The sequence below is a fragment of the Brevibacterium luteolum genome (assembly GCF_025147615.1).
In the GTDB taxonomy this organism is placed as follows: domain Bacteria; phylum Actinomycetota; class Actinomycetes; order Actinomycetales; family Brevibacteriaceae; genus Brevibacterium; species Brevibacterium luteolum.
This window is the reverse complement of the sequence record NZ_JALXPM010000026.1, coordinates 1-19,372: the sequence shown is the minus strand read 5'-3', so window position 1 is coordinate 19,372 and position 19,372 is coordinate 1. Positions and strand designations below refer to the sequence as shown.

General features: G+C 68.0%; 17 protein-coding genes. All 17 read left to right on the top strand.

Annotated elements, in window-relative coordinates; translation table 11 throughout:
* Nucleotides 1-317 precede the first annotated feature (317 nt).
* Nucleotides 318-749 (top strand): division/cell wall cluster transcriptional repressor MraZ, encoded by a 432-nt coding sequence (mraZ, locus tag M3C25_RS08020; protein ID WP_102160769.1) that lies wholly within the window; start codon nt 318-320, stop codon nt 747-749.
* Between the two features lie 180 nt (nt 750-929).
* Entirely contained in the window at nt 930-1,946 is a 1,017-nt protein-coding gene (gene rsmH, locus M3C25_RS08015) for a 16S rRNA (cytosine(1402)-N(4))-methyltransferase RsmH (protein ID WP_259855724.1), read from the top strand.
* Complete coding sequence (gene ftsL, locus M3C25_RS08010; protein ID WP_259855722.1) at nt 1,943-2,512, top strand: cell division protein FtsL; 570 nt, start codon at nt 1,943-1,945, stop codon at nt 2,510-2,512. The genes rsmH and ftsL overlap by 4 nt, the downstream gene beginning before the upstream one ends.
* A 79-nt stretch (nt 2,513-2,591) precedes the next feature.
* Nucleotides 2,592-4,598 carry a peptidoglycan D,D-transpeptidase FtsI family protein gene (locus M3C25_RS08005; protein WP_259855720.1) on the top strand — a complete coding sequence of 669 codons (2,007 nt, stop codon included), beginning with the start codon at nt 2,592-2,594 and terminating at the stop codon, nt 4,596-4,598.
* On the top strand, nt 4,598-6,133 hold the full coding sequence (locus tag M3C25_RS08000; protein ID WP_259795321.1) for a UDP-N-acetylmuramoyl-L-alanyl-D-glutamate--2,6-diaminopimelate ligase: 1,536 nt from the start codon (nt 4,598-4,600) through the stop codon (nt 6,131-6,133). The genes M3C25_RS08005 and M3C25_RS08000 overlap by 1 nt, the downstream gene beginning before the upstream one ends.
* Before the next feature lies 1 nt (nt 6,134).
* The gene (locus tag M3C25_RS07995; protein WP_259855718.1) at nt 6,135-7,586 is read left to right on the top strand and encodes a UDP-N-acetylmuramoyl-tripeptide--D-alanyl-D-alanine ligase; all 1,452 of its coding nucleotides are present in this window, start codon (nt 6,135-6,137) and stop codon (nt 7,584-7,586) included.
* Nucleotides 7,583-8,674 carry a phospho-N-acetylmuramoyl-pentapeptide-transferase gene (gene mraY, locus M3C25_RS07990; RefSeq protein WP_259855717.1) on the top strand — a complete coding sequence of 364 codons (1,092 nt, stop codon included), beginning with the start codon at nt 7,583-7,585 and terminating at the stop codon, nt 8,672-8,674. Before M3C25_RS07995 ends, mraY begins: the two co-directional genes overlap by 4 nt.
* Nucleotides 8,675-8,708: 34 nt before the next feature.
* Nucleotides 8,709-10,316 carry a UDP-N-acetylmuramoyl-L-alanine--D-glutamate ligase gene (gene murD, locus M3C25_RS07985; RefSeq protein ID WP_259795325.1) on the top strand — a complete coding sequence of 536 codons (1,608 nt, stop codon included), beginning with the start codon at nt 8,709-8,711 and terminating at the stop codon, nt 10,314-10,316.
* Between the two features lies 1 nt (nt 10,317).
* A complete protein-coding gene (ftsW, locus tag M3C25_RS07980) occupies nt 10,318-11,616 on the top strand; it encodes a putative lipid II flippase FtsW (protein ID WP_102160551.1) in 1,299 nt (432 codons plus the stop codon).
* The gene (locus M3C25_RS07975) at nt 11,613-12,782 is read left to right on the top strand and encodes a UDP-N-acetylglucosamine--N-acetylmuramyl-(pentapeptide) pyrophosphoryl-undecaprenol N-acetylglucosamine transferase (protein ID WP_259855716.1); all 1,170 of its coding nucleotides are present in this window, start codon (nt 11,613-11,615) and stop codon (nt 12,780-12,782) included. Before ftsW ends, M3C25_RS07975 begins: the two co-directional genes overlap by 4 nt.
* Before the next feature lie 3 nt (nt 12,783-12,785).
* Nucleotides 12,786-14,198, top strand: a complete 1,413-nt coding sequence (murC, locus tag M3C25_RS07970) for a UDP-N-acetylmuramate--L-alanine ligase (protein ID WP_259855715.1) — start codon at nt 12,786-12,788, stop codon at nt 14,196-14,198.
* A 10-nt stretch (nt 14,199-14,208) separates the two neighbouring features.
* Nucleotides 14,209-14,964 (top strand): cell division protein FtsQ/DivIB, encoded by a 756-nt coding sequence (locus M3C25_RS07965; RefSeq protein ID WP_259855713.1) that lies wholly within the window; start codon nt 14,209-14,211, stop codon nt 14,962-14,964.
* Between the two features lie 159 nt (nt 14,965-15,123).
* Nucleotides 15,124-16,410: a cell division protein FtsZ gene (gene ftsZ, locus M3C25_RS07960; protein WP_259855711.1), complete on the top strand. Its 1,287-nt coding sequence runs from the start codon at nt 15,124-15,126 to the stop codon at nt 16,408-16,410.
* A gap of 15 nt (nt 16,411-16,425) precedes the next feature.
* On the top strand, nt 16,426-17,190 hold the full coding sequence (pgeF, locus tag M3C25_RS07955; protein WP_259855709.1) for a peptidoglycan editing factor PgeF: 765 nt from the start codon (nt 16,426-16,428) through the stop codon (nt 17,188-17,190).
* A gap of 128 nt (nt 17,191-17,318) precedes the next feature.
* Nucleotides 17,319-17,825, top strand: coding sequence for a cell division protein SepF (locus M3C25_RS07950; RefSeq protein WP_259855705.1), 507 nt, complete (start codon nt 17,319-17,321; stop codon nt 17,823-17,825).
* A gap of 101 nt (nt 17,826-17,926) precedes the next feature.
* A complete protein-coding gene (locus tag M3C25_RS07945; protein ID WP_165882732.1) occupies nt 17,927-18,226 on the top strand; it encodes a YggT family protein in 300 nt (99 codons plus the stop codon).
* A gap of 264 nt (nt 18,227-18,490) precedes the next feature.
* Entirely contained in the window at nt 18,491-19,357 is an 867-nt protein-coding gene (locus M3C25_RS07940; RefSeq protein ID WP_259855704.1) for a DivIVA domain-containing protein, read from the top strand.
* The last annotated feature ends 15 nt before the right edge of the window (nt 19,358-19,372 follow it).

Below are 19,372 nucleotides of genomic sequence, written 5' to 3'. Positions count from 1 at the left end.
CACCCGCCGCTCCACCCCTCTCCACCCCTCACCCCACTTCCCACCACCGGCCACCCCACATCCCTCCACACAGCCCCCAGAACCCGCCAAATCAGGCCCGCGACCGCCTCGGCGACGGCCGCAAGCGCCCTGCAGCCCGCCCAGCCACCGCCTCGGGCACGGGTTCTCTGCCCAAAAACCCCACTTTCCACCACCTATCTGACCAGCGAAAACAGCGAGGAATCGGCCAGACTTAGACAGATGTATAGAAAAGGTGGGGGGAAGTGGAGTACAGTGGTTGCTATCGGAACCGGGTGGTTTCGAAAGGGGTGAGCGACATGTTCTTGGGGACGCATCTCCTGCGCCTTGATGACAAAGGTCGGCTCATCCTGCCTGCGAAGTTTCGCAACGAGCTTGAGAACGGTCTCGTTCTCACCCGCGGCCAGGAGCGCTGCCTCACCCTGTTCTCCACGCGGGAGTTCGAGACCGTCCACGAGCAGATGCGATCGGCGCCGATGACGAGCAAGGAAGCGCGGGACTACCTGCGCGTCTTCCTCTCCGGAGCCTCCGCAGAACAACCGGATAAGCAGGGGCGCATCACCGTTCCGCAGATCCTGCGCCGCTACGCCGGCCTGGATCGCGACGTCGCAGTCATCGGCATGGGCAACCGTGCAGAGATCTGGGATGCACCGACATGGGAGACCTACCTGGCAGAGACCGAGCAGGGCTTCGCCGATCGGTCCGACGAGGTGATTCCCGGTGTGATCTAGTCGCTGGGCTGAGATCCTCGCCCGCCTGGTGGTTTTGGGATACTTCCCCGGTTCCAAAGCCCTCCGGTCCTGACGCACTTCCCCGGTGGCAGGGCACAGGCGGACGAGGTTCTGGTCCCAGCGGCACGCAGCACCACCGCGACCAGCACCATCACCGCTCGACGATGAAGAGGAGGAGACATGGCACAGGCACCGCACACCCCCGTCCTGCTTGAGCGCTGTGTCGAGCTCCTGGGCCATGGGGTCGCCGCCGCCGAGGCGGAGGGCACCACCCCGGTCATCGTCGACGCAACGCTCGGGGCAGGTGGGCATTCCGAGGGCATCCTCGAAGCCTTCCCACAGGTCCAGCTCATCGGCATCGACCGCGACCCGACAGCTCTCGAGATCGCCGGCAAGCGCCTGGCCGGATACGGAGAGCGCTTCCAGGCCTTCCACGCCACCGACGACGAGATGGCCTCGGTTATCGCCCGTGCCGGGCACACCGGAGTCAGCGGGGTGCTCTTCGACCTCGGGGTCTCCTCGATGCACCTCGACGAAGACGCCCGCGGCTTCAGCTACGCCCGCTCCGCTCCGCTGGACATGCGCATGGATCCCGGTGATGAGCTCACCGCCGCCGAAGTGCTCAACACCTACCCGGAAGCTGAGCTCACCCGCATCCTGCGCGAGTACGGCGAAGAGCGCTACGCCCGCAAGATCGCCCGCGTCATCGTGACCGATCGCGACGAGACGCCGTGGGAGACCTCCGATCAGCTCGTGGCGATGCTCCAGCGCGTCATCCCGCAGCCGGCCGGGCAGCGCAACCGCTCACATCCGGCCAAGCGCACCTTCCAGGCCCTGCGCATCGAGGTCAACGCCGAACTCGACATCCTCCGCTCAGCACTGAACCAGGCACTCGAAGCCGTGCACGTCGGCGGGGTTGTCGTCGTCGAGTCCTACCAGTCCCTGGAGGACACGATCGTCAAGCGCGCCTTCCGGGCAGGACTCGAGAGCCAGGCACCAGCCGACCTGCCGGTCATCCCACCGGACCTGCAGCCGTGGCTGAGCGCGCTGACCCGCGGGGCCGAGAAGGCCCCGGCAGAGGAGATTGAGATCAACCCGCGGGCCGCCTCCGTGCGCCTGCGGGCCGTACAGAAGACCCGCCACACGGATACCAAGAAGACAGCAGCATCGCAGATGAAAGGTGACCGTTCCTCATGAGTCCCGTCGCCCGCGCCGTCACGACCTCCGCCGCCCCATCCCGCCCGGCCCGCTCACTCACCGCGCCGCTGACCCGCGGCGAGGCCTCCCGCCTCAAGCTCATCGTTCCGGGCCTGGCCAAGCGCCGCACACCTGCCAGCCTTATGTTCGTCGGGCTGCTGCTCTTCGGTCTGGTCGCCGTGCTGCTTCTCAACATCTTCATCTCCCACAGCTCCTTCCAGGTCGAGAAGCTCACCGCCGAACAGCGGGCGCTGCACAGCGAACGCGACCGGCTCACCGAGGACATCTCCTACCGCGAAAGCCCGCAGTCGATCACTAAAGCGGCCGAGGAGATGGGCATGCACCAGCCGACGCATGTGAAGTACCTGCGCCTGTCCGACGGGTCCGTCATCGACCCCGGAGAGGTGCCGGCTCTCAGCGAAGGCTCAGCAGAAAAGGTGCCGGGCCCGCGTGCCGATACCCGTGAAGCCGTCCGCCCGAACCTACGATCAGATGAGAAGCTCCCGGCCGTCGGCGACTCCGGCGCAGAGGAGCTCAGCCCGCCGCAGCTCACCGTCCCGCGCTGACACCGGAACCGGTGCTCGGGGGCCGCAGACCACACAGGCCGAACAGCAGACAGCCGGACAGCAAGGGGGAGCAGACGTCATGGGCAAGCCGCAGAAGCGGAAGACCGCCGCACGCACCGGCGCTTCCCCGCGGCAACGACCTGCCAGCCGGTCAGCGAAGCGACCAGCCCGCACCGGCAGCGGTGGCGCGCGGGCAGCTGGCAGCACTCGCGCCTCCGGCAGCACCTCTCGGTCCCCGCGCAGCACGACAGCCACCGCCCAGAAGAAGCCTGTTCGCCGCGCCACCGGACCCAAGCGCACACCGGTGACAGCGAAGCCGAAAACCCGTACGCCCAAACCGGCCCGGGTGGCCGACCCGCAGAAGCGGATGAAGTTCCTCGCCATCTGCGCCGTGCTTCTCATCATCGCGATCACCGGCAAGCTGTTCTACATCCAGGGGATGGACACCCGCCGGCTGGCTGAGCGGGCACTCGACTCCCGGCTCGTGACCCTGTCCCTGCCGGCCTCCCGCGGCGTCATCCTCGCCGCCGACGGCACCGTGCTGGCCGACAACGCGATGCGCTACCGGCTGGTCGCCGACCAGCAGAACGTCGGCAAGTACAAGAACAAGGACGGCGTCATCATCGGTGCCTGGGGTGCCGCCGAACAGCTGGCAGAAGACCTCGACACCGATCCCGGCCTGCTGTATCCGATGCTGCACGGCGACCGGCAGTGGTCCGTCGTCGCCGATGGCATCACCGCCGAGGTGTGGCAGGCGATCAAGGCCCGCGACATCCCCGGCATCACCGCCGACGAGTACGCCATCCGCTCATATCCAGCCGGTGCGGTCGGCGGCAACCTGCTCGGCTTCGTCGGCTCCGACGGGCAGGCACTGGCCGGCCTCGAACTCCAGCATGACGGCACCCTGCGCGGCCGCGACGGCGAACAGCAGTACGAGCGCGGCCTGTCCGGCGACATCATCCCGCTCGGCGACTCGAACATCACCCCAGCCCAGAACGGCCAGGGCCTGCAGCTGAGCCTCGACTCCGATGTGCAGTACTACGCCCAGCAGGCGATCGCCGACCAGGTCAAGAAGCACGAAGCCGAATGGGGCACCGTGACGATCTTCGAAGTCGGCACCGGACGGATCATCGCCGCCGCCGAAGCCCCGAGCGTCGACCCGAACAACCCCGGCAAGGCTGATGCCGAAGACCGCGGATCACGGATCTTCTCCGGCTCCTTCGAACCCGGCTCGACTGCCAAGATGGTCACCGCCGCAGCGCTGCTCGACACCGGCAAAGCCACCCCGACCGACAAGTTCGTCGTGCCCGAAAAGTGGAAGGCACCCAACGGCGAGGAGTTCCGCGACTCCAGCAGCCACCCGGACCAGAAGCTCACCGTCGCCGGGATCTTAGAAGAGTCTTCGAACACCGGCACGATCCTCTCCGGCGACAAGCTCTCCCTTGAGGAGCGCTACGAGTATCTGACGAAGTTCGGCTTCGGCCAGCCCAGCGGCATCGACTTCCCCGGCACCACCCGCGGCCTGCTCTACCCGCCGGATGAATGGGACGGCCGCACCAAGTACACCGTCATGTTCGGCCAGGGCGTGGCAGCCACCTCACTGCAGACGACCGCGGCGATGGCCACCATCGCCAACGGCGGGAAGAAGGTCGCCCCGCAGCTCGTGACCGGCACCGTCGACGATTCCGGCCGCGTGACCGATATCGCACCAGCCGATCCCGAACAGGTCATCAGCGAAAAAGCGGCAGGCGAACTCATGCGCATGCTCGAAGGCGTCGTCGCCGAGGGCACCGGCCAGTCCGCGCAGATTTCCGGCTACCGGGTGGCAGGCAAGACCGGCACTGCGCAGGCGCCGAATGAGAACGGACCCGGCTATGACGGCTACACTGCTTCCTTTGTCGGTGCGGCACCGGCCGAGGACCCGAAGATCGCTGTGTCAGTGACCCTGCAGCGGCCCCGCAAGGGCTACTACGGCGGCACCGCAGCGGCCCCGGTGTTCTCCGACGTCGCAGGATTCACCCTGCGTCATATGGGTGTGCCACCATCGACCGAGGAACCCGATCTCTACCCAGGGGAATGGAAGTAATGCGGATCACCGAACTGCAGCTGCCGGACGACGTCGCGGTCACCGGCCCGGCCGACACCGAGGTGCACGGCGTCAGCCACGACTCGCGGCAGACCCAGCCCGGCTGGCTGTACGCGGCCCTGCCCGGCGCCAACGTCCACGGCGCCCAGTTCGCCCCATCCCTCATCACCGCAGGCGTCCGGGCAATCCTCACCGACCCGGCCGGCCAGCAGATGATCGAAACCGCCCTCGCTGCCGACTCGGCAGCCCCGGCCCTCGATGAGCTGTGCCTGCTCATCACCGAGAGCCCGCGCGCACGCCTGGGCAGCATAGCCGCCCAGATCTACGGCACCGACCCGGATGTTCCACAGCTGCTGGGCATCACCGGCACCAACGGCAAGACCACGACGAGCTACATCCTCGACGGCCTGCTCACCGCCCTGGGACGGACCACCGGGCTCATCGGCACCGTCGCTACGACAATCGCCGGGCAGACGCAGCCAGCCGTGCGCACCACACCTGAGGCCCCTGAGCTGCACGCCCTGTTCGCCCGCATGCGCTCAGCCGGCGTCGACACGTGTGCGATGGAGGTCTCCTCCCACGCCCTGGCCCAGCACCGCGTCGACGGCGCGCACTTCCCTGTTGCCGGGTTCACCAACCTCAGCCAGGACCACCTCGACTTCCACGCCAGCATGGAGGAGTACTTCCAGGCCAAGGCCACCCTGTTCACCCCGGCGTTCTCCGACCGCGGGGTCATCATGCTCGCCGATGACTACAGCCGCCGCCTGGCGGCCATCGCCGAGGTGCCGGTCGCCACGATCTCCCGCGAGACCGCCGAGAACCCCACATACCTCATCGCCGACGAGTCCGGCCCGCACTTCACCCTGCACACACCAGCCGGAACACTTCCCGCCCGCGCCCCGCTGCCGGGCAGCTTCAACGTCGCCAACACCGCCCTGGCCCTGGCCCTGCTGCTCGAATCCGGCACCGACCTCGACGCGCTGGCAGCCGTCGCTGGCTCCTTCGAGGTCACCGTGCCCGGACGCATGGAACAGGTCAACGGCGCAGCCCCGCTGGCCGTCGTCGACTACTCTCACACCCCTGACGCCATCACCCAGGTGCTCGGCGGCCTGGCCGAATCCGGCCGCCCGCTCGTCATCGTCTGCGGCGCCGGCGGCGACCGCGACCCCTCCAAGCGCGCCGATATGGGTGCTGCCGCTGCCCGCGGTGCCGACGTCGTCATCGTCACCGACGACAACCCCCGCTCCGAAGACCCCGCCGCCATCCGCGCTGCGGTGCGCTCCGGTGCCGAGGCGGCCCGCGCCTCGGGAACGGCCCGCGCCACCCGCATCGAGGAGATCCCCGCCCGGTCTGAGGCGATCATCGCCGGCGTCGCAGCAGCAGGGGAGACCGGCACCCTTCTCGTGGCCGGCAAGGGGCACGAGACCGGCCAGGAGATCGCCGGGGTCGTCCACCCCTTCGATGACCGAGAACACACTCGCCGGGCCTGCGCTTCACGGCCTTCGGGCGTTGCAGCAGGTAGAGTTCAGGATTGATATGAAGAGTTTTTCTGCAGGAGAAGTCGCCGCTGCCCTCAAGGGCAGCCTGTACGGCGTATCTGAAGACACGATGCTCACCGGCGGGGTCGTCACCGACTCCCGCGAGGTCAGCCCCGGGGACATCTACGTCGCTCGGCGTGGTGAGCAGACCGACGGGATCACCTTCGCCCCGGCCGCCGTCGAAGCCGGAGCCGCCCTCGTCATCGCAGAGGCGGTGCCCGCTGTCGACGGCGAGCACCTGCCGACACTGCACGTCTCCGACGCCACTGCAGCCCTCGGCCAGCTCGCCTCCCTCAACGTCGCCGCGCTGCGCGAATCCGGCGAGCTCACCGTCATCGCCATCACCGGCTCGGCCGGCAAGACCACCGTCAAGGACCTGACGTCTGACCTGCTGCTCTCGGTCGGGGAGACTGTGTGGCCGCCGAACTCCTACAACAACGAAGTCGGTGTGCCGCTGACGGCCCTGCGGGCCGACGAGTCGACGCGCTTCCTCGTCCTCGAGATGGGTGCGCGCACGATCGGCAACCTCGCCTACCTCACCTCCCTCATCCGCCCCGACATCGCCGTCGAACTCAACGTCGGCAGCGCCCACTCCGGTGTGTTCGGCTCAGTCGAGAATACTGCACGGGCGAAGTCCGAGCTCGTCGAATCGCTCACCAGCGGCGGCTGGGCGGTCCTCAACGCCGATGACGCCAGGGTGCGTGCGATGCACGATGTGCTCGCCCCCGGTGTCAACACGCTGTGGTTCTCCTCGAACCCCGGTTCCGAGGGTGAACCGGTTGTGCGCGCCGGCGACATCGAATCCCACGCCTCGGGCCGGACGTCGTTCCAGCTGCAGCTGCCCGATGAGGAGCCCCAGCCGGTCGAACTCGCCCTGCTCGGTGAGCACCACGTCGACAATGCCCTCGCCGCAGCCGCCGTCGCCCACCTGTGCGGCGTCGAATCACGCACCATCGCCACCACCCTGGGCACCTCGGGCGCTGCCAGCCGGTGGCGGATGGAGCTCATCGACTCGCCCAGCGGTGTGACCGTGCTCAACGACGCCTACAACGCCAACCCCGACTCGATGGCCGCAGCCCTCAAGACGCTGGCCGCGATGGGCCGCGGCGATGAGGAGACCCCGCCGCGGCGGACCGTCGCCGTGCTCGGTGAGATGCTCGAGCTCGGTGAGGACTCCGTCACCGCCCACGACACCGTCGGCCGGCAGGCCGTCCGCCTCAACATCAACCGCACGATCGCCGTCGGCGAAGGCGCCCGCCCGATCTACCAGGCAGCCCACCTCGAAGGCTCCTGGGGCAACGAGGCCGCCTGGGTGGCCACCGTCGCTGAGGCCCGCGATCTGCTCAACGCCGAGCTGCAGCCTGGTGACATCGTGCTGTTCAAGTCCTCACGCGATGCCGGACTGCGCTACCTCGGTGACGAGATCGCTGGAATCTCGGGGGCCCAATGATCGCAGTTGTGCTCGCCGCGTGCCTGAGCCTGCTGTTCACGCTCGTTGGCACCCCGGTCTACATCCGCCAGCTCGTCCGCCGCGGCTACGGCCAGTTCATCCGCGATGACGGGCCTGAATCGCATGCCACCAAGCGCGGCACCCCGACGATGGGCGGTGTCGTCATCGTCTCGGCGACGATCGCCTCCTATCTCATCGCCCACCTCGTCACCGGCTCCTGGCCGACGGTCTCCGGGCTGCTCGTGCTGTGGCTGGCCGCAGGCCTCGGCGCGATCGGCTTCCTCGACGACTACATCAAGGTCTCCAAGCAGCGGTCCCTGGGCCTGCGCCCGCGCGGCAAGATCATCGGGCAGGGCTTCGTCGGCATCACGTTCGCGATTCTGGCGCTCAACTTCCCCAGCCGCTACGGCGTGACCCCGGCATCCTCGGCGATTTCCTTCATCCGCGACACCAACATCGACCTCGCGTTCGCCGGCGTCATCTTCGGCACCGTGCTCTTCATCGTGTGGGCCAACCTCATCATCACCGCTGTGTCGAACGCCGTGAACCTCACCGACGGCCTCGACGGCCTGGCCGCCGGCGCCTCAGCAGTCGTTTTCCTCGGCTACGTCATGATCAACACGTGGCAGTCGACGCAGAACTGCTCGCTCATGTCCGAGGCCCGCGCCGGCTGCTACGAGGTCCGCGACCCCCGCGACCTCACGATCGTCGCCGCCGCCCTGGCAGCAGCCTGCATCGGATTCCTGTGGTGGAACACCTCGCCGGCGAAGATCTTCATGGGCGACACCGGCTCGCTGGCGATCGGCGGTGCGATCGGCGGCCTGGCGATCATGTCGCGCACCGAACTGCTGCTCGTCGTCATGGGCGGCTTGTTCGTCATCATCACCCTCAGCGTCATCATCCAGGTCGCCTCCTACAAGCTCACCGGCAAACGCGTCTTCCGCATGGCACCGCTGCAGCACCACTTCGAACTCAAGGGGTGGGGCGAGGTCACGATCGTCGTGCGCTTCTGGATCATCGCCGTGCTCTTCGTCGTCGGCGCGATCGCGCTCTTCTACGCCGAATGGGTGTCCAACCTTGCCCGCTGACAGCAACGGCACTCCAGATAACCCGCTGGCCGGGATGACCTTCTCACCCCCGCCGGCAGCCGACTTGCCCCTGCACCCCGAAGGCTGGGAGCCAGTCGACTACCCGCACGCCGAGAACATCCCGGACGTGCTGCACGGACCGACCCAGAGCCTGCACGGTCTCACCATCGTCGTCACCGGCCTGGGAGTCTCCGGCTTCCCGATGGCCGTCCACCTAGCCGAACGCCACGCCGAGGTCATCGTCGTCGACGGCGACACCGAGCGGGACTTGAGCGAATGGGAGACGATCCTCGGCGTCTTCGACGTCGACATCCGGCGCGGGCCCGAACACGTCACCGACCTGCCGACCAGCGCGGCCGGCAAGATCCCCGACCTCGTCGTCACCTCACCGGGCTGGCGACCCGACCACCCGATCTTCACGACCGCCCACGAACGCGGCATCCCCGTCATCGGCGAAGTCGAACTCGCCTGGCGGGTCCGCGGCCACAACACCGCACCCTGGCTCGTCGTCACCGGCACCAACGGCAAGACCACGACGACCTCGATGCTCGCCTCGATGCTCACCGCCGCCGGCCTTCACGCCAAAGCCTGCGGCAACATCGGCCAGCCGCTCATCGAAGCCGTCCTCGACCCGGCCGCCGACGTGCTCGCTATCGAGCTCTCAAGCTTCCAGCTGCACTGGCAGTACTCGATGAGCGCGCATGCCGCCGCCGTGCTCAACCTGGCAGAAGACCACGTCGACTGGCACGGCAGCTATGAGGACTACTGCGCTGACAAGGCCCGCGCCTACACGAACGTCGCGGCCTCCTGCGTCTACAACGTCGACGACCCGGCCACCCGCCGGCTCGTCGAGGACGCCGAGGTCATCGGTGGTGCCCGCGCGATCGGCTTCACCACCGGAATGCCGGCCCCCGGCGAGTTCGGCGTCGTCGACGGAGTCCTCGTCGACCGTGCATACCTGCACAACCGGCAGTCCACGGCAGCCGAACTCGGCTCACTCGACGACGTCGCCACCGCCGTCGGCAGCGCCGGTGCACCGGTCGCACCCCACCAGATCGCCAACGCCCTGGCCGCAGCCGCCCTCGCCCGCAGCCTCGACATCCCACCAGCTGCCGTGCGCGAAGGACTGCGCACCCACCAGCCGGCCGATCACCGGATGGCCGTCGTCGCAGAATCCGGGGGAGTGCGCTGGATCAACGACTCCAAAGCCACCAACCCGCATGCCGCCGACGCCGCATTGGCCTCGGCCGAACGGATCGTGTGGATCGCCGGCGGCCTGACGAAGGGCGCTGACCTCACCGAGCTCATCAGCACCCACGCCCACCGGCTGACCGGCGTCGTGCTCATCGGCACCGACCCGGACCCCTACACGAGCGTGCTCACCGCACACGCACCCGCGGTGCCGCTCGTGCGCATCGACCCGGCCACCGGCGAGGATGAGGCGACCGAGACCTCGGGCCCGGCCGATGAGACCCGGCGAGGCGAGGCGCTCATGCGCGCCGCCGTCACCGCTGCCCGTGAACTGGCCTCCGATGGTGACACCGTGCTCCTCGCCCCGGCGGCTGCGAGCATGGACCAGTTCCTCAACTACGGCACACGCGGGGCGCTGTTCGCCGCAGCCGTGCAGGACCAGGTGAGCTGAGATGGCCTCGCTGCGGCACGACGCCGAGACCCGGCGGACGCGCGCAGCTGACTTCACGCGCGGGACCGGCGTGATGGCCAGCCTGCGCCGGCTGCTCGACCTGCCGGTCACCAGCTACTACCTCGTCTTCATCTGCGTGCTCGCACTCATCGGCTTCGGCCTCATCATGGTGCTCTCGGCCTCCTCCATCACCGCCTACCGGGCAGGGGAGGGCTCCTCGTTCTCCGTGTTCAACCGGCAAGGCATCTACGCGATCATCGGCGTGACCGTCATGATCGCCCTGTCCTACGCGCCGGTGAACTGGTTCAGGAAGGCCGCCCCGATCATCTTCATCGGCGCTCTCGCACTGCAGACGCTGCCGCTCATCCCCGGCCTCGGCCACGAGGTGCAGGGCAACGCCGGCTGGATCAGAATCGGCGGCTTCCAGGGCCAGCCAGCCGAATTCACCAAGGTGGCGCTGGCGATCTGGCTGGCGACGTTCTTCGCCCACAAAGCCACCAAACTCACCAGCCTCAAAGAGGTCATGCCCGCCATCATCGGACTCGCCGCCGTACTCGGGCTCGTACTGGCCGGACGCGACCTCGGCACCGCCCTCATCGTCATGGCCACCGCACTGGGCACCGTGTTCGTCGCCGGACTGCCATGGCGCTACCTCATCACCGCCTTCCTCGGCATCGCCGCCGTCGTCACCCTCCTCGTGATCACGAGTGCCAACCGCATGGCCCGCATCCGCGCGATGTTCGTCGGCCACGAGAACGAGGCGATGGACCCACTCGGCCAGCACTGGCAGTCCAACCACGGACTGTTCGCCCTGGCCTCCGGCGGCTGGTTCGGCGTGGGACTCGGCGCCTCCAGGGAGAAGTGGCTGTGGCTGCCCGAGGCGCACAACGACTTCATCTTCGCGATCATCGGCGAAGAGCTCGGCCTGCTCGGTTCCGTGGCAGTGCTGCTGCTGTTCTCCGTGCTCGGCTACGGCCTCATCCGCATCGTGCTGCGCACCGACGACCGGATGATCCAGGCCGCCACCGCCGGGATCTTCATGTGGCTCATCGGCCAGGCACTCGTCAACATCGGCGTCGTCTCCGGGGTGCTGCCGGTCATCGGCGTGCCGCTGCCCTTCGTCTCCTACGGCGGCTCCGCACTGCTGGCCACCTGCATCGCCGCCGGGGTCGTGCTCGCCTTCGCGCGCGCCGAATCCGGGGCGCAGGAGGCGATGCGCGCCCAGAACGCCCGGGTGCGCGAATCCCTGGCCGTGCTCGCCTCCTCACCGCTGCGCCTACGGAAGAAGAAGAGGACATGACCCGACCCCTGACAGCCCTGTTCGCCGGCGGCGGCACCACCGGCCACGTCGCCCCGATGCTCGCCATCGCCGAGGATCTGAGATTCCAGGACCCGGAAGCTGAGATCATCATGCTCGGCACGCCCGCCGGCCTGGAGACCCGCCTCGTACCCGAAGCCGGCTTCGAACTCGTCACCATCGACAAGGTGCCCGCCCCGCGCAGCATCGACACCGACCTGCTGCGCTTCCCCGGGCGGCTGGCCGGCACCGTGCGCAAGGTCCGCCGGCTCATCCGCGACCGCCACGTCGACATCGTCGTCGGAGTCGGCGGCTACGTCTGCCCGCCGGCCTACCTGGCTGCCAAACTCGCGAAGATCCCGGTCATCATCCACGAAGCCAACGCCCGGCCGGGACTGGCCAACCGCCTCGGCGCCGGCTTCACGCCTGCGGCCAACATCGGCTACACCTTCTCCGGCACCCCGCTCAAGGGCAGCCAGGTCGGCATGCCGATCCGCTCTCAGATCGAACTCGTCGACTACACCGACCCCGCCCAGCGGGCCGCCGCACGCCAGCATCTCGGTCTGCGCGAAGACCTGCCGACCCTCGTGGTGACCGGCGGATCGTCCGGCGCCCAGCGGCTCAACGAAGCCTTCGCCGGAGCGATCGAGAACATCGCGGCAGCAGGCGTGCAGATCCTCCACATCACCGGCGCCGGCAAGGCCGCAGACGTCGCCGCCGCAGCCGCCTCGGTCCCGGACTACCACGTCGTCGAATACGTCGACGGGATGCACAACGCCTATCTGGCCGCCGACCTGCTCATCGCCCGCTCCGGTGCCGGGACCGTCGCCGAGGTGTCGATCACCGGAGTGCCGACGGTGTTCGTGCCGCTGGCGATCGGCAACGGCGAGCAGCGCCTCAACGCTGCAGGCCTCGTCGAATCCGGCGCGGCACTCATGATCGACAACGCTGACTTCGACACGGCCGCGGTCACCGGCACGATCCTGCCGCTGCTGACCGACCCGGCGCGCCTGCAGGCGATGAGCGAAACCGCCCTGGCCGCCGACTTCCCGATGGCAGCTGCGCGCACGATGGTGCATAAGATGTATGCGGCCCTCGGCCGGGAGCATCCGCACCGGCCGTACCCGCCGGAACTGCTCAACCGCAAAGAACGCACAAAGGACGACTGACAGATGGCAGCAGCCCCTGACACGCCGATCATCCCGGCCGCTGAACTCGGCCGCGTCCACTTCATCGGCATCGGCGGCGCCGGCATGTCCGGCATCGCCCGGATCATGCTCATGCGCGGCATGACCGTCACCGGCTCCGATGCGAAGGACTCCTCGGTCGTTGCAGCCCTGCGCGCCCTCGGCGCGGAGATCGCGATCGGCCAGCGGGCAGAGAACATCGCCGATGTCGACACCGTCGTCGTCTCCTCAGCCATCCGCCAGGACAACCGCGAACTGGCCGCCGCCCGCGACAAGGGCCTGCGCATCATCCACCGCTCAGCGGCACTCGCAGGCCTCATGCACGGCCGCACGACCGTTGCGATCGCCGGCACTCACGGCAAGACGACGACGACATCGATGACGACGGTCGCCCTGCAGGCCGGCGGCGGGGACCCGTCGTTCGTCATCGGGGGAGTGCTCACCGCCTCGGGCACCAACGCCCACGACGGCACCGGCGAGGCGTTCATCGCCGAAGCCGACGAATCCGACGGCTCCTTCCTGCTCTACGAACCGGCCGTCGCCGTCATCACAAACGCCGAGGCCGACCACCTCGACCACTACGGCGACTGGGCTGGTGTGCGCCAGGCCTTCGTCGACTTCGCCAGCCACGTGCGCAGCCGCGGCGGTGTGCTCATCGCCTGCGCCGACGACGCCGGATCCCGCGAGATCGCAGCCCAAGCCGCCGCTGAGGGCACCACCGTCGTCACCTACGGATTCGCCGAGACCGCCGATGTGCCGATCACCGACCTGCGCCCCGGCGAGGTCGGCACCGCCTTCACCGTCACCCTCGACGGCCGTGACCTCGACGTCGAACTCCAGCAGCCCGGCGCCTACAACGCCGCCAACGCCACCGCCGCACTCTGCGTCGTCCACCACCTCGGCGGCGACCTCGATGCCGCTGTTGCGGGCCTGGCCGGCTTCGGCGGCACCCGCCGGCGCTTCGAGCTGCGCGGCACCGCCCACGGCGTGCGCGTCTACGACGACTACGCCCACCACCCGACCGAGGTCAGCGCCGTGCTCACCGCCGCCCGCTCGGTCGTGGCCCCCGGCGGGCGGGTGCACGCGATCTTCCAACCGCACCTGTTCAGCCGCACCCAGAACTTCAAGCAGGAGTTCGGCCAGGCGCTCGGCATCGCCGATGAGGCGATCGTCCTCGACGTGTTCCCCGCCCGCGAGGACCCGATCCCTGGGGTGACCGGCGCGATCGTCGCCGAGGAGGTCCCGCACGACAACGCCACCTTCCTGCCGGCCTTCTCCGATGCCGTGCCGACCGTCGTCTCCCGCGTCCAGCCCGGCGACATCGTCATCACCATCGGCGCCGGCGACGTCACGATCCTCGGCCCCGAGATCGTCGCCGCACTCGAAACGGCCTGGTGACCGGCAGGCGATGACGCAGACGCACACCGGCAGCACCGAGGCGACCGCGAGCCTGTCCGACCGGCTCGCCGCCCGCCGCCGCGCCCGGCTCACACGCATCCTCGTCATCGCCGGCAGCGCCGCGGTCATCATCGGGCTGCTGGCCGCCGCCTGGTTCTCCCCGGTGCTGGCGATCACCAGCGTCAAAGCCAAGGCGACGGAGTTCTACACCGCCGAGCAGATCGAAGTAGCGGTGCTGGCCGATTGGTCCGGCACCCCGCTGCCGCAGGCGATGCCCGGTGCAGTCGAGAAGGCCGCCCTCAAGCGCCTGCCGAAGGCCGCCTCGGCGAAGGCCCGCTGGGCCGGCCCGCGCGCTCTGTCCATCACGGTCACCGACCGCACCCCGCTCATCGCCGTGCGCGCAGGCTCCGGCTGGGACCGCGTCGATGCCACCGGCACGACGATCGACACCGTCACCGGCGAACCCGACGGACTGGCCCGCCTCGAACTCACCGCCGGAGCCGGCCGCAAGGAGACGATCAGCGCCGCACTGGCACTGCTCGACGAACTGCCTGACGGGGTGCCCGAGCAGATCAGCGTCGTGCGCGCCAGTGATCCGGAGAAGATCGAAATCGACTACAGCCCCGGCGAAGACGCCTCCCCGGTGACGATCCGATTCGGCAGCGCCGAGGACGCCGCCCGCAAATTCGACATCGCCTCCAAGCTCATCGATACCGATGCGCAGACGATCGACGTCTCCGTGCCCGAGGTGCCGGTCACCTCATAAGCTCCCGCCCGGGGCACCGATCGGGCCTGCCGGGGCAGAAGCTTTCGACACACCGCGTGCGAGAGTTGCGCTGAGGGGGAGCGGGTCATAGCGTCGACATGAAGGCAAAATAGGCCCACACGCCCGCATGGGCCCGATGCGTCGAAAGAGGAAACCGACTTGGCTGAATTCCCACAATCCGGAGCGGACATCAAGGTTGCCGGTACCGGCGGCGGCGGTGTCAACGCTGTCCAACGGATGATCGACGTCGGCCTCAAAGGCGTCGAGTTCATCGCAATCAACACCGACGCACAAGCGCTGCTCCTCTCCGAAGCTGACCTGAAGCTCGAGATCGGCCGCGACCTCACTCGCGGGCTCGGCGCCGGAGCCGACCCGGAGATCGGGCGCAAGGCCGCAGAGGACTCCGAAGAGGCCATCACCGAAGCGCTCGAAGGCGCCGACATGGTCTTCGTCACCGCTGGCGAAGGCGGCGGCACCGGCACCGGTGCAGCACCTGTCGTCGCCCGCATCGCCCGCGGCCTCGGCGCCCTGACCATCGGTGTCGTCACCCGCCCGTTCACCTTCGAAGGCCGGCGCCGCTCGGCCCAGGCGGAGAAGGGCATCGCCGACCTCCGCGAGGAAGTCGACACCCTCATCGTCATCCCGAACGACCGGCTGCTGTCGATCTCGGACCGCAACGTCTCGGTCATCGAGGCCTTCCAGTCCGCTGACGAGGTGCTGCGCTCGGGCGTGCAGGGCATCACCGACCTCATCTCGACGCCGGGCATGATCAACCTCGACTTCGCCGACGTCAAGTCCGTCATGCAGGACGCCGGCACAGCGCTCATGGGCATCGGCTCCGCCGTCGGCGACGACCGTGCCGTGCAGGCAGCCGAGGCCGCAATCGCCTCGCCGCTGCTCGAAGCCAGCATCGAAGGCGCCCACGGCGTGCTGCTGAGCATCCAGGGCGGATCCGACCTCGGCCTGTTCGAGATCAACGAGGCCGCCCGCCTCGTGCAGGAAGCCGCGCACCCGGAAGCCAACATCATCTTCGGCACCGTCATCGACGACAACCTCGGCGACGAATGCCGCATCACCGTCATCGCCGCCGGCTTCGACACGCCGGTCGGCGCTGTGGAGGGCTCGCCGTCGCTGGCAGCCAGCAAGTCGTCGGAGGACCGCCGTTCGGCAGACGCCGGCCGCAGCGAATCCGGCAACCAGCCCGCCGCCGTCGGTGCGGCAGCCGCCGGCGCCGGTGCGGCCGCAGGTGCTGCCGCCAGCGATTCGGGCACCCAGGCTGGCCCATACAGTTTGCGCTCGGAAGACTCTTCGTCGAGCGGATCGGACGATGCCTCGGCTTCGGCCGGTTCCAGCGAGGAATCTGCACCCTCGGTTCCGCGCGAGCTGCCGGATGAGAAGGTCGACAGCTTCGATGACGACCTCGACATCCCCGACTTCCTCAAATAAGACAGGGACGGCCTCGTGCTGCACAGCCGCTTCGTCGTTCCGGGAACTCGCTGCGTGGCCCACGCGGCGTTCTCGGACCGATGGGGCGGCTATTCCGTTCCTCCCTACAACTCGCTCAACCTCGGGCGCGGAGTCGGCGACGACGACTCGGCGGTGACAGCCAACCGCAATATGCTCGCCCAGGTGCTGGGCCTGCAGGCCGACCGGCTGAGCTTCACCTCCCAGGTCCACGGCACCGCCGTGCACACCGTCGATCTCGATGACCTCAATTCGTCCGTCTCGCTCGACACCGTCGAAGCGGATGCCCAGGTGACCTCATCGACCCTCCTCGGTCTCGCCGTCCTCGTCGCCGACTGCACTCCGGTGCTGCTGGCCGACCCGGATGCCGGGGTCATCGCCAGCGTCCACGCCGGGCGCAAGGGCATGGCCGCAGGCGTCGTCGGCGCTGCTGTCGAGTCGATGCGTGAGCGTGGGGCGGACAACATCGCTGCGATCATCGGCCCCTCGATCTCCCCGCGACGCTACGAGGTGCCGGTCGAACTGCGCGAGGAGATCGCCGAGATCGAACCGGTCGCCGCCTCGGTCTCGGCCGAGGGCACCCCAGCCATCGACGTCGCCGCCGGAGTGGCCGAGCAGCTGCGCCGGGAAGGCGTGCGGCTTGAGCGCTGGGTCTCGGCCTGCACCTACGACAGCCCCGACCTGTTCTCCTACCGACGCGACGCCGTCACCGGCCGATTCGCAGGTGTCATCTGGATGGAGCCCACCGCACAGCCGCGGTGAGAACTTCACCCGAACTTTCGACACGCCCGCAGCGCTTTCCCGGCCATCACCTGCCAGTGGGGTACGTTCTCACTAAGACCTTTGCATGTCGAACCGCGAAGGACGCCCGCAATCACGAGGAGTCGCCCATGTCCGCTCTCAAGAAGATCGGCAGCTACCTGGGATTCGTCGAGGACTACGACGAGCAGGACCTGCGTCATCAGCCCACCGAACAGCGCCGTACCTATAAGGACGAGTACGACGACTACGCTGACGACGGCCTCGAGGCCGAACCTGAGCCGTTCGAGCCGCCGGCTGCTGCTGTCACCCCGATCCGCCCGTCCGTTCGTCCTGTGGAAAGTGCACCGGCCACCGCGATGCAGCGCATTCAGACGATCCATCCCCGCAGCTACAACGACGCCAAGGCCATCGGCACCGCCTTCCGCGACGGCGTGCCGGTCATCATGAACCTCTCGGCAATGGATGAGGCGAACTCCAAGCGCCTCGTCGACTTCTCCGCCGGCCTCATCTTCGGCTTGCGCGGATCCATCGAGAAGGTCACCAACAATGTGTTCCTCCTCACCCCCGAGTCGATCGAAGTATCGACCGAAGAAGCCGCAGGAGACCATCAGGCCAGCTTCTTCAACCAGAGCTGAGGCGTCTGGCCGCAGCTGCGGCTCCCGGTTCGGCATTAACAGCAACGGCGGACTACGCTTGAATGTAGTCCGCCGTCTGCGTTCCCTCAGGAGAAGCCTTCGTGTCATTGCTGTTTTGGATCATCGGCCAGGCTTTGAGCCTGTACGTCTTCGTGCTCCTGGCGCGGGTCGTCATCGACCTCATCCAGGTGTTCGCACGTGACTGGCGGCCCACCGGCTTCATCCTGGTACTCGCCGAGATCATCTACACGCTCACCGACCCGCCGGTGAAGCTCGTGCGCCGGATCATCCCGCCGCTGCGCCTCGGCCAGATCTCCCTGGACCTGGGCTTCATCCTCGTGTTCATCGCAGTGCAGATCCTCGCCGGTGTGTTCTTCAGCCTCGCAGCCCAGGGAATGTGACATTCCCTTTCACAGTCGTGAAAGCAGCCGCCGGTTTGTGAGTGCAAGTATTCGCCTCGGGTGAATATGACAGAACTGCAATATCGAGCAGGTGATGGATGCCGCGCCGCGCCCGGGGTAGAGACCCGGCTTAAGCACAAGGCGTATTATGATGCGAATCATGGCAAAGCCTGCACGACAAATAAGCTGGCGTTGCTGTACAGTGGCATCGACATCTGTTGTATAACAGTAGAGTAAAGACGATTTCCGATCGAAGGTGGCCTCATGGCGCTTACGCCTCAAGATGTTGTCAATAAGCGGTTCCAGCACGTGAAGTTCCGCGAAGGATACGACCAGGAGGAAGTCGATGACTTCCTCGACGAAGTCGTCCTCGAACTCCGTCGCCTCTACCAGGAGAACGACGAGCTGCGTCAGAAGCTCTCGGCGTGCGAGCAGCGCAACCAGGAGCTGAGCCAGGGACAGGGTGCTGCAGGCACCGAGCAGACCGGCGCCCAGACGATCGGATCGCAGCCGGCCGCCCAGCAGACCGCTGAGGATCCGCAGGCAACCCAGGCGATGCCCGCCGCTGTTTTGGAGCAGGACGTCAAGGAGACCCCTGCCGAGGAGAAGAAGGAGCAGGCCGCCTCGCCGCTGGTCGCCCCGCAGCAGTCGGCAGACGAATCGCGCGAGCAGGCTGAGGAGAAGCCGCAGCAGACCCAGCAGGGCGCTGCCACCAACGGCTTCGGCTCCAACGCCGCTGCAGCCGGAACCGGTGCCGCTGTCGGTGCTGTCGACGGTGGAGCAGGCGGAGGCGACCAGGACGCCCACGGCCTCATCTCGCTGGCCCAGCGCCTGCACGACGAGCACGTCGCCGAAGGTGAGCGCATCCGCGACAAGCTCATCTCCGAGGCCCGCGCCGAAGCCGACCAGATCGTCAAGGACGCTGAGAAGAAGCGCGACGACACCCTCAGCACCCTGGAGAGCCAAAAGACCAGCCTCGAGCGCGAGATCGACGGACTGCAGAACTTCGAGCGCCAGTACCGCACCCGCCTCAAGAGCTACCTCACCGATCAGCTGCGCGAACTGGAGAACTCCGGATCGCTGGCACCGGAGACCCTCGGCGGCAACCAGCAGCCGGGTCACTCGATCTGAGGCACCTGAGATGAC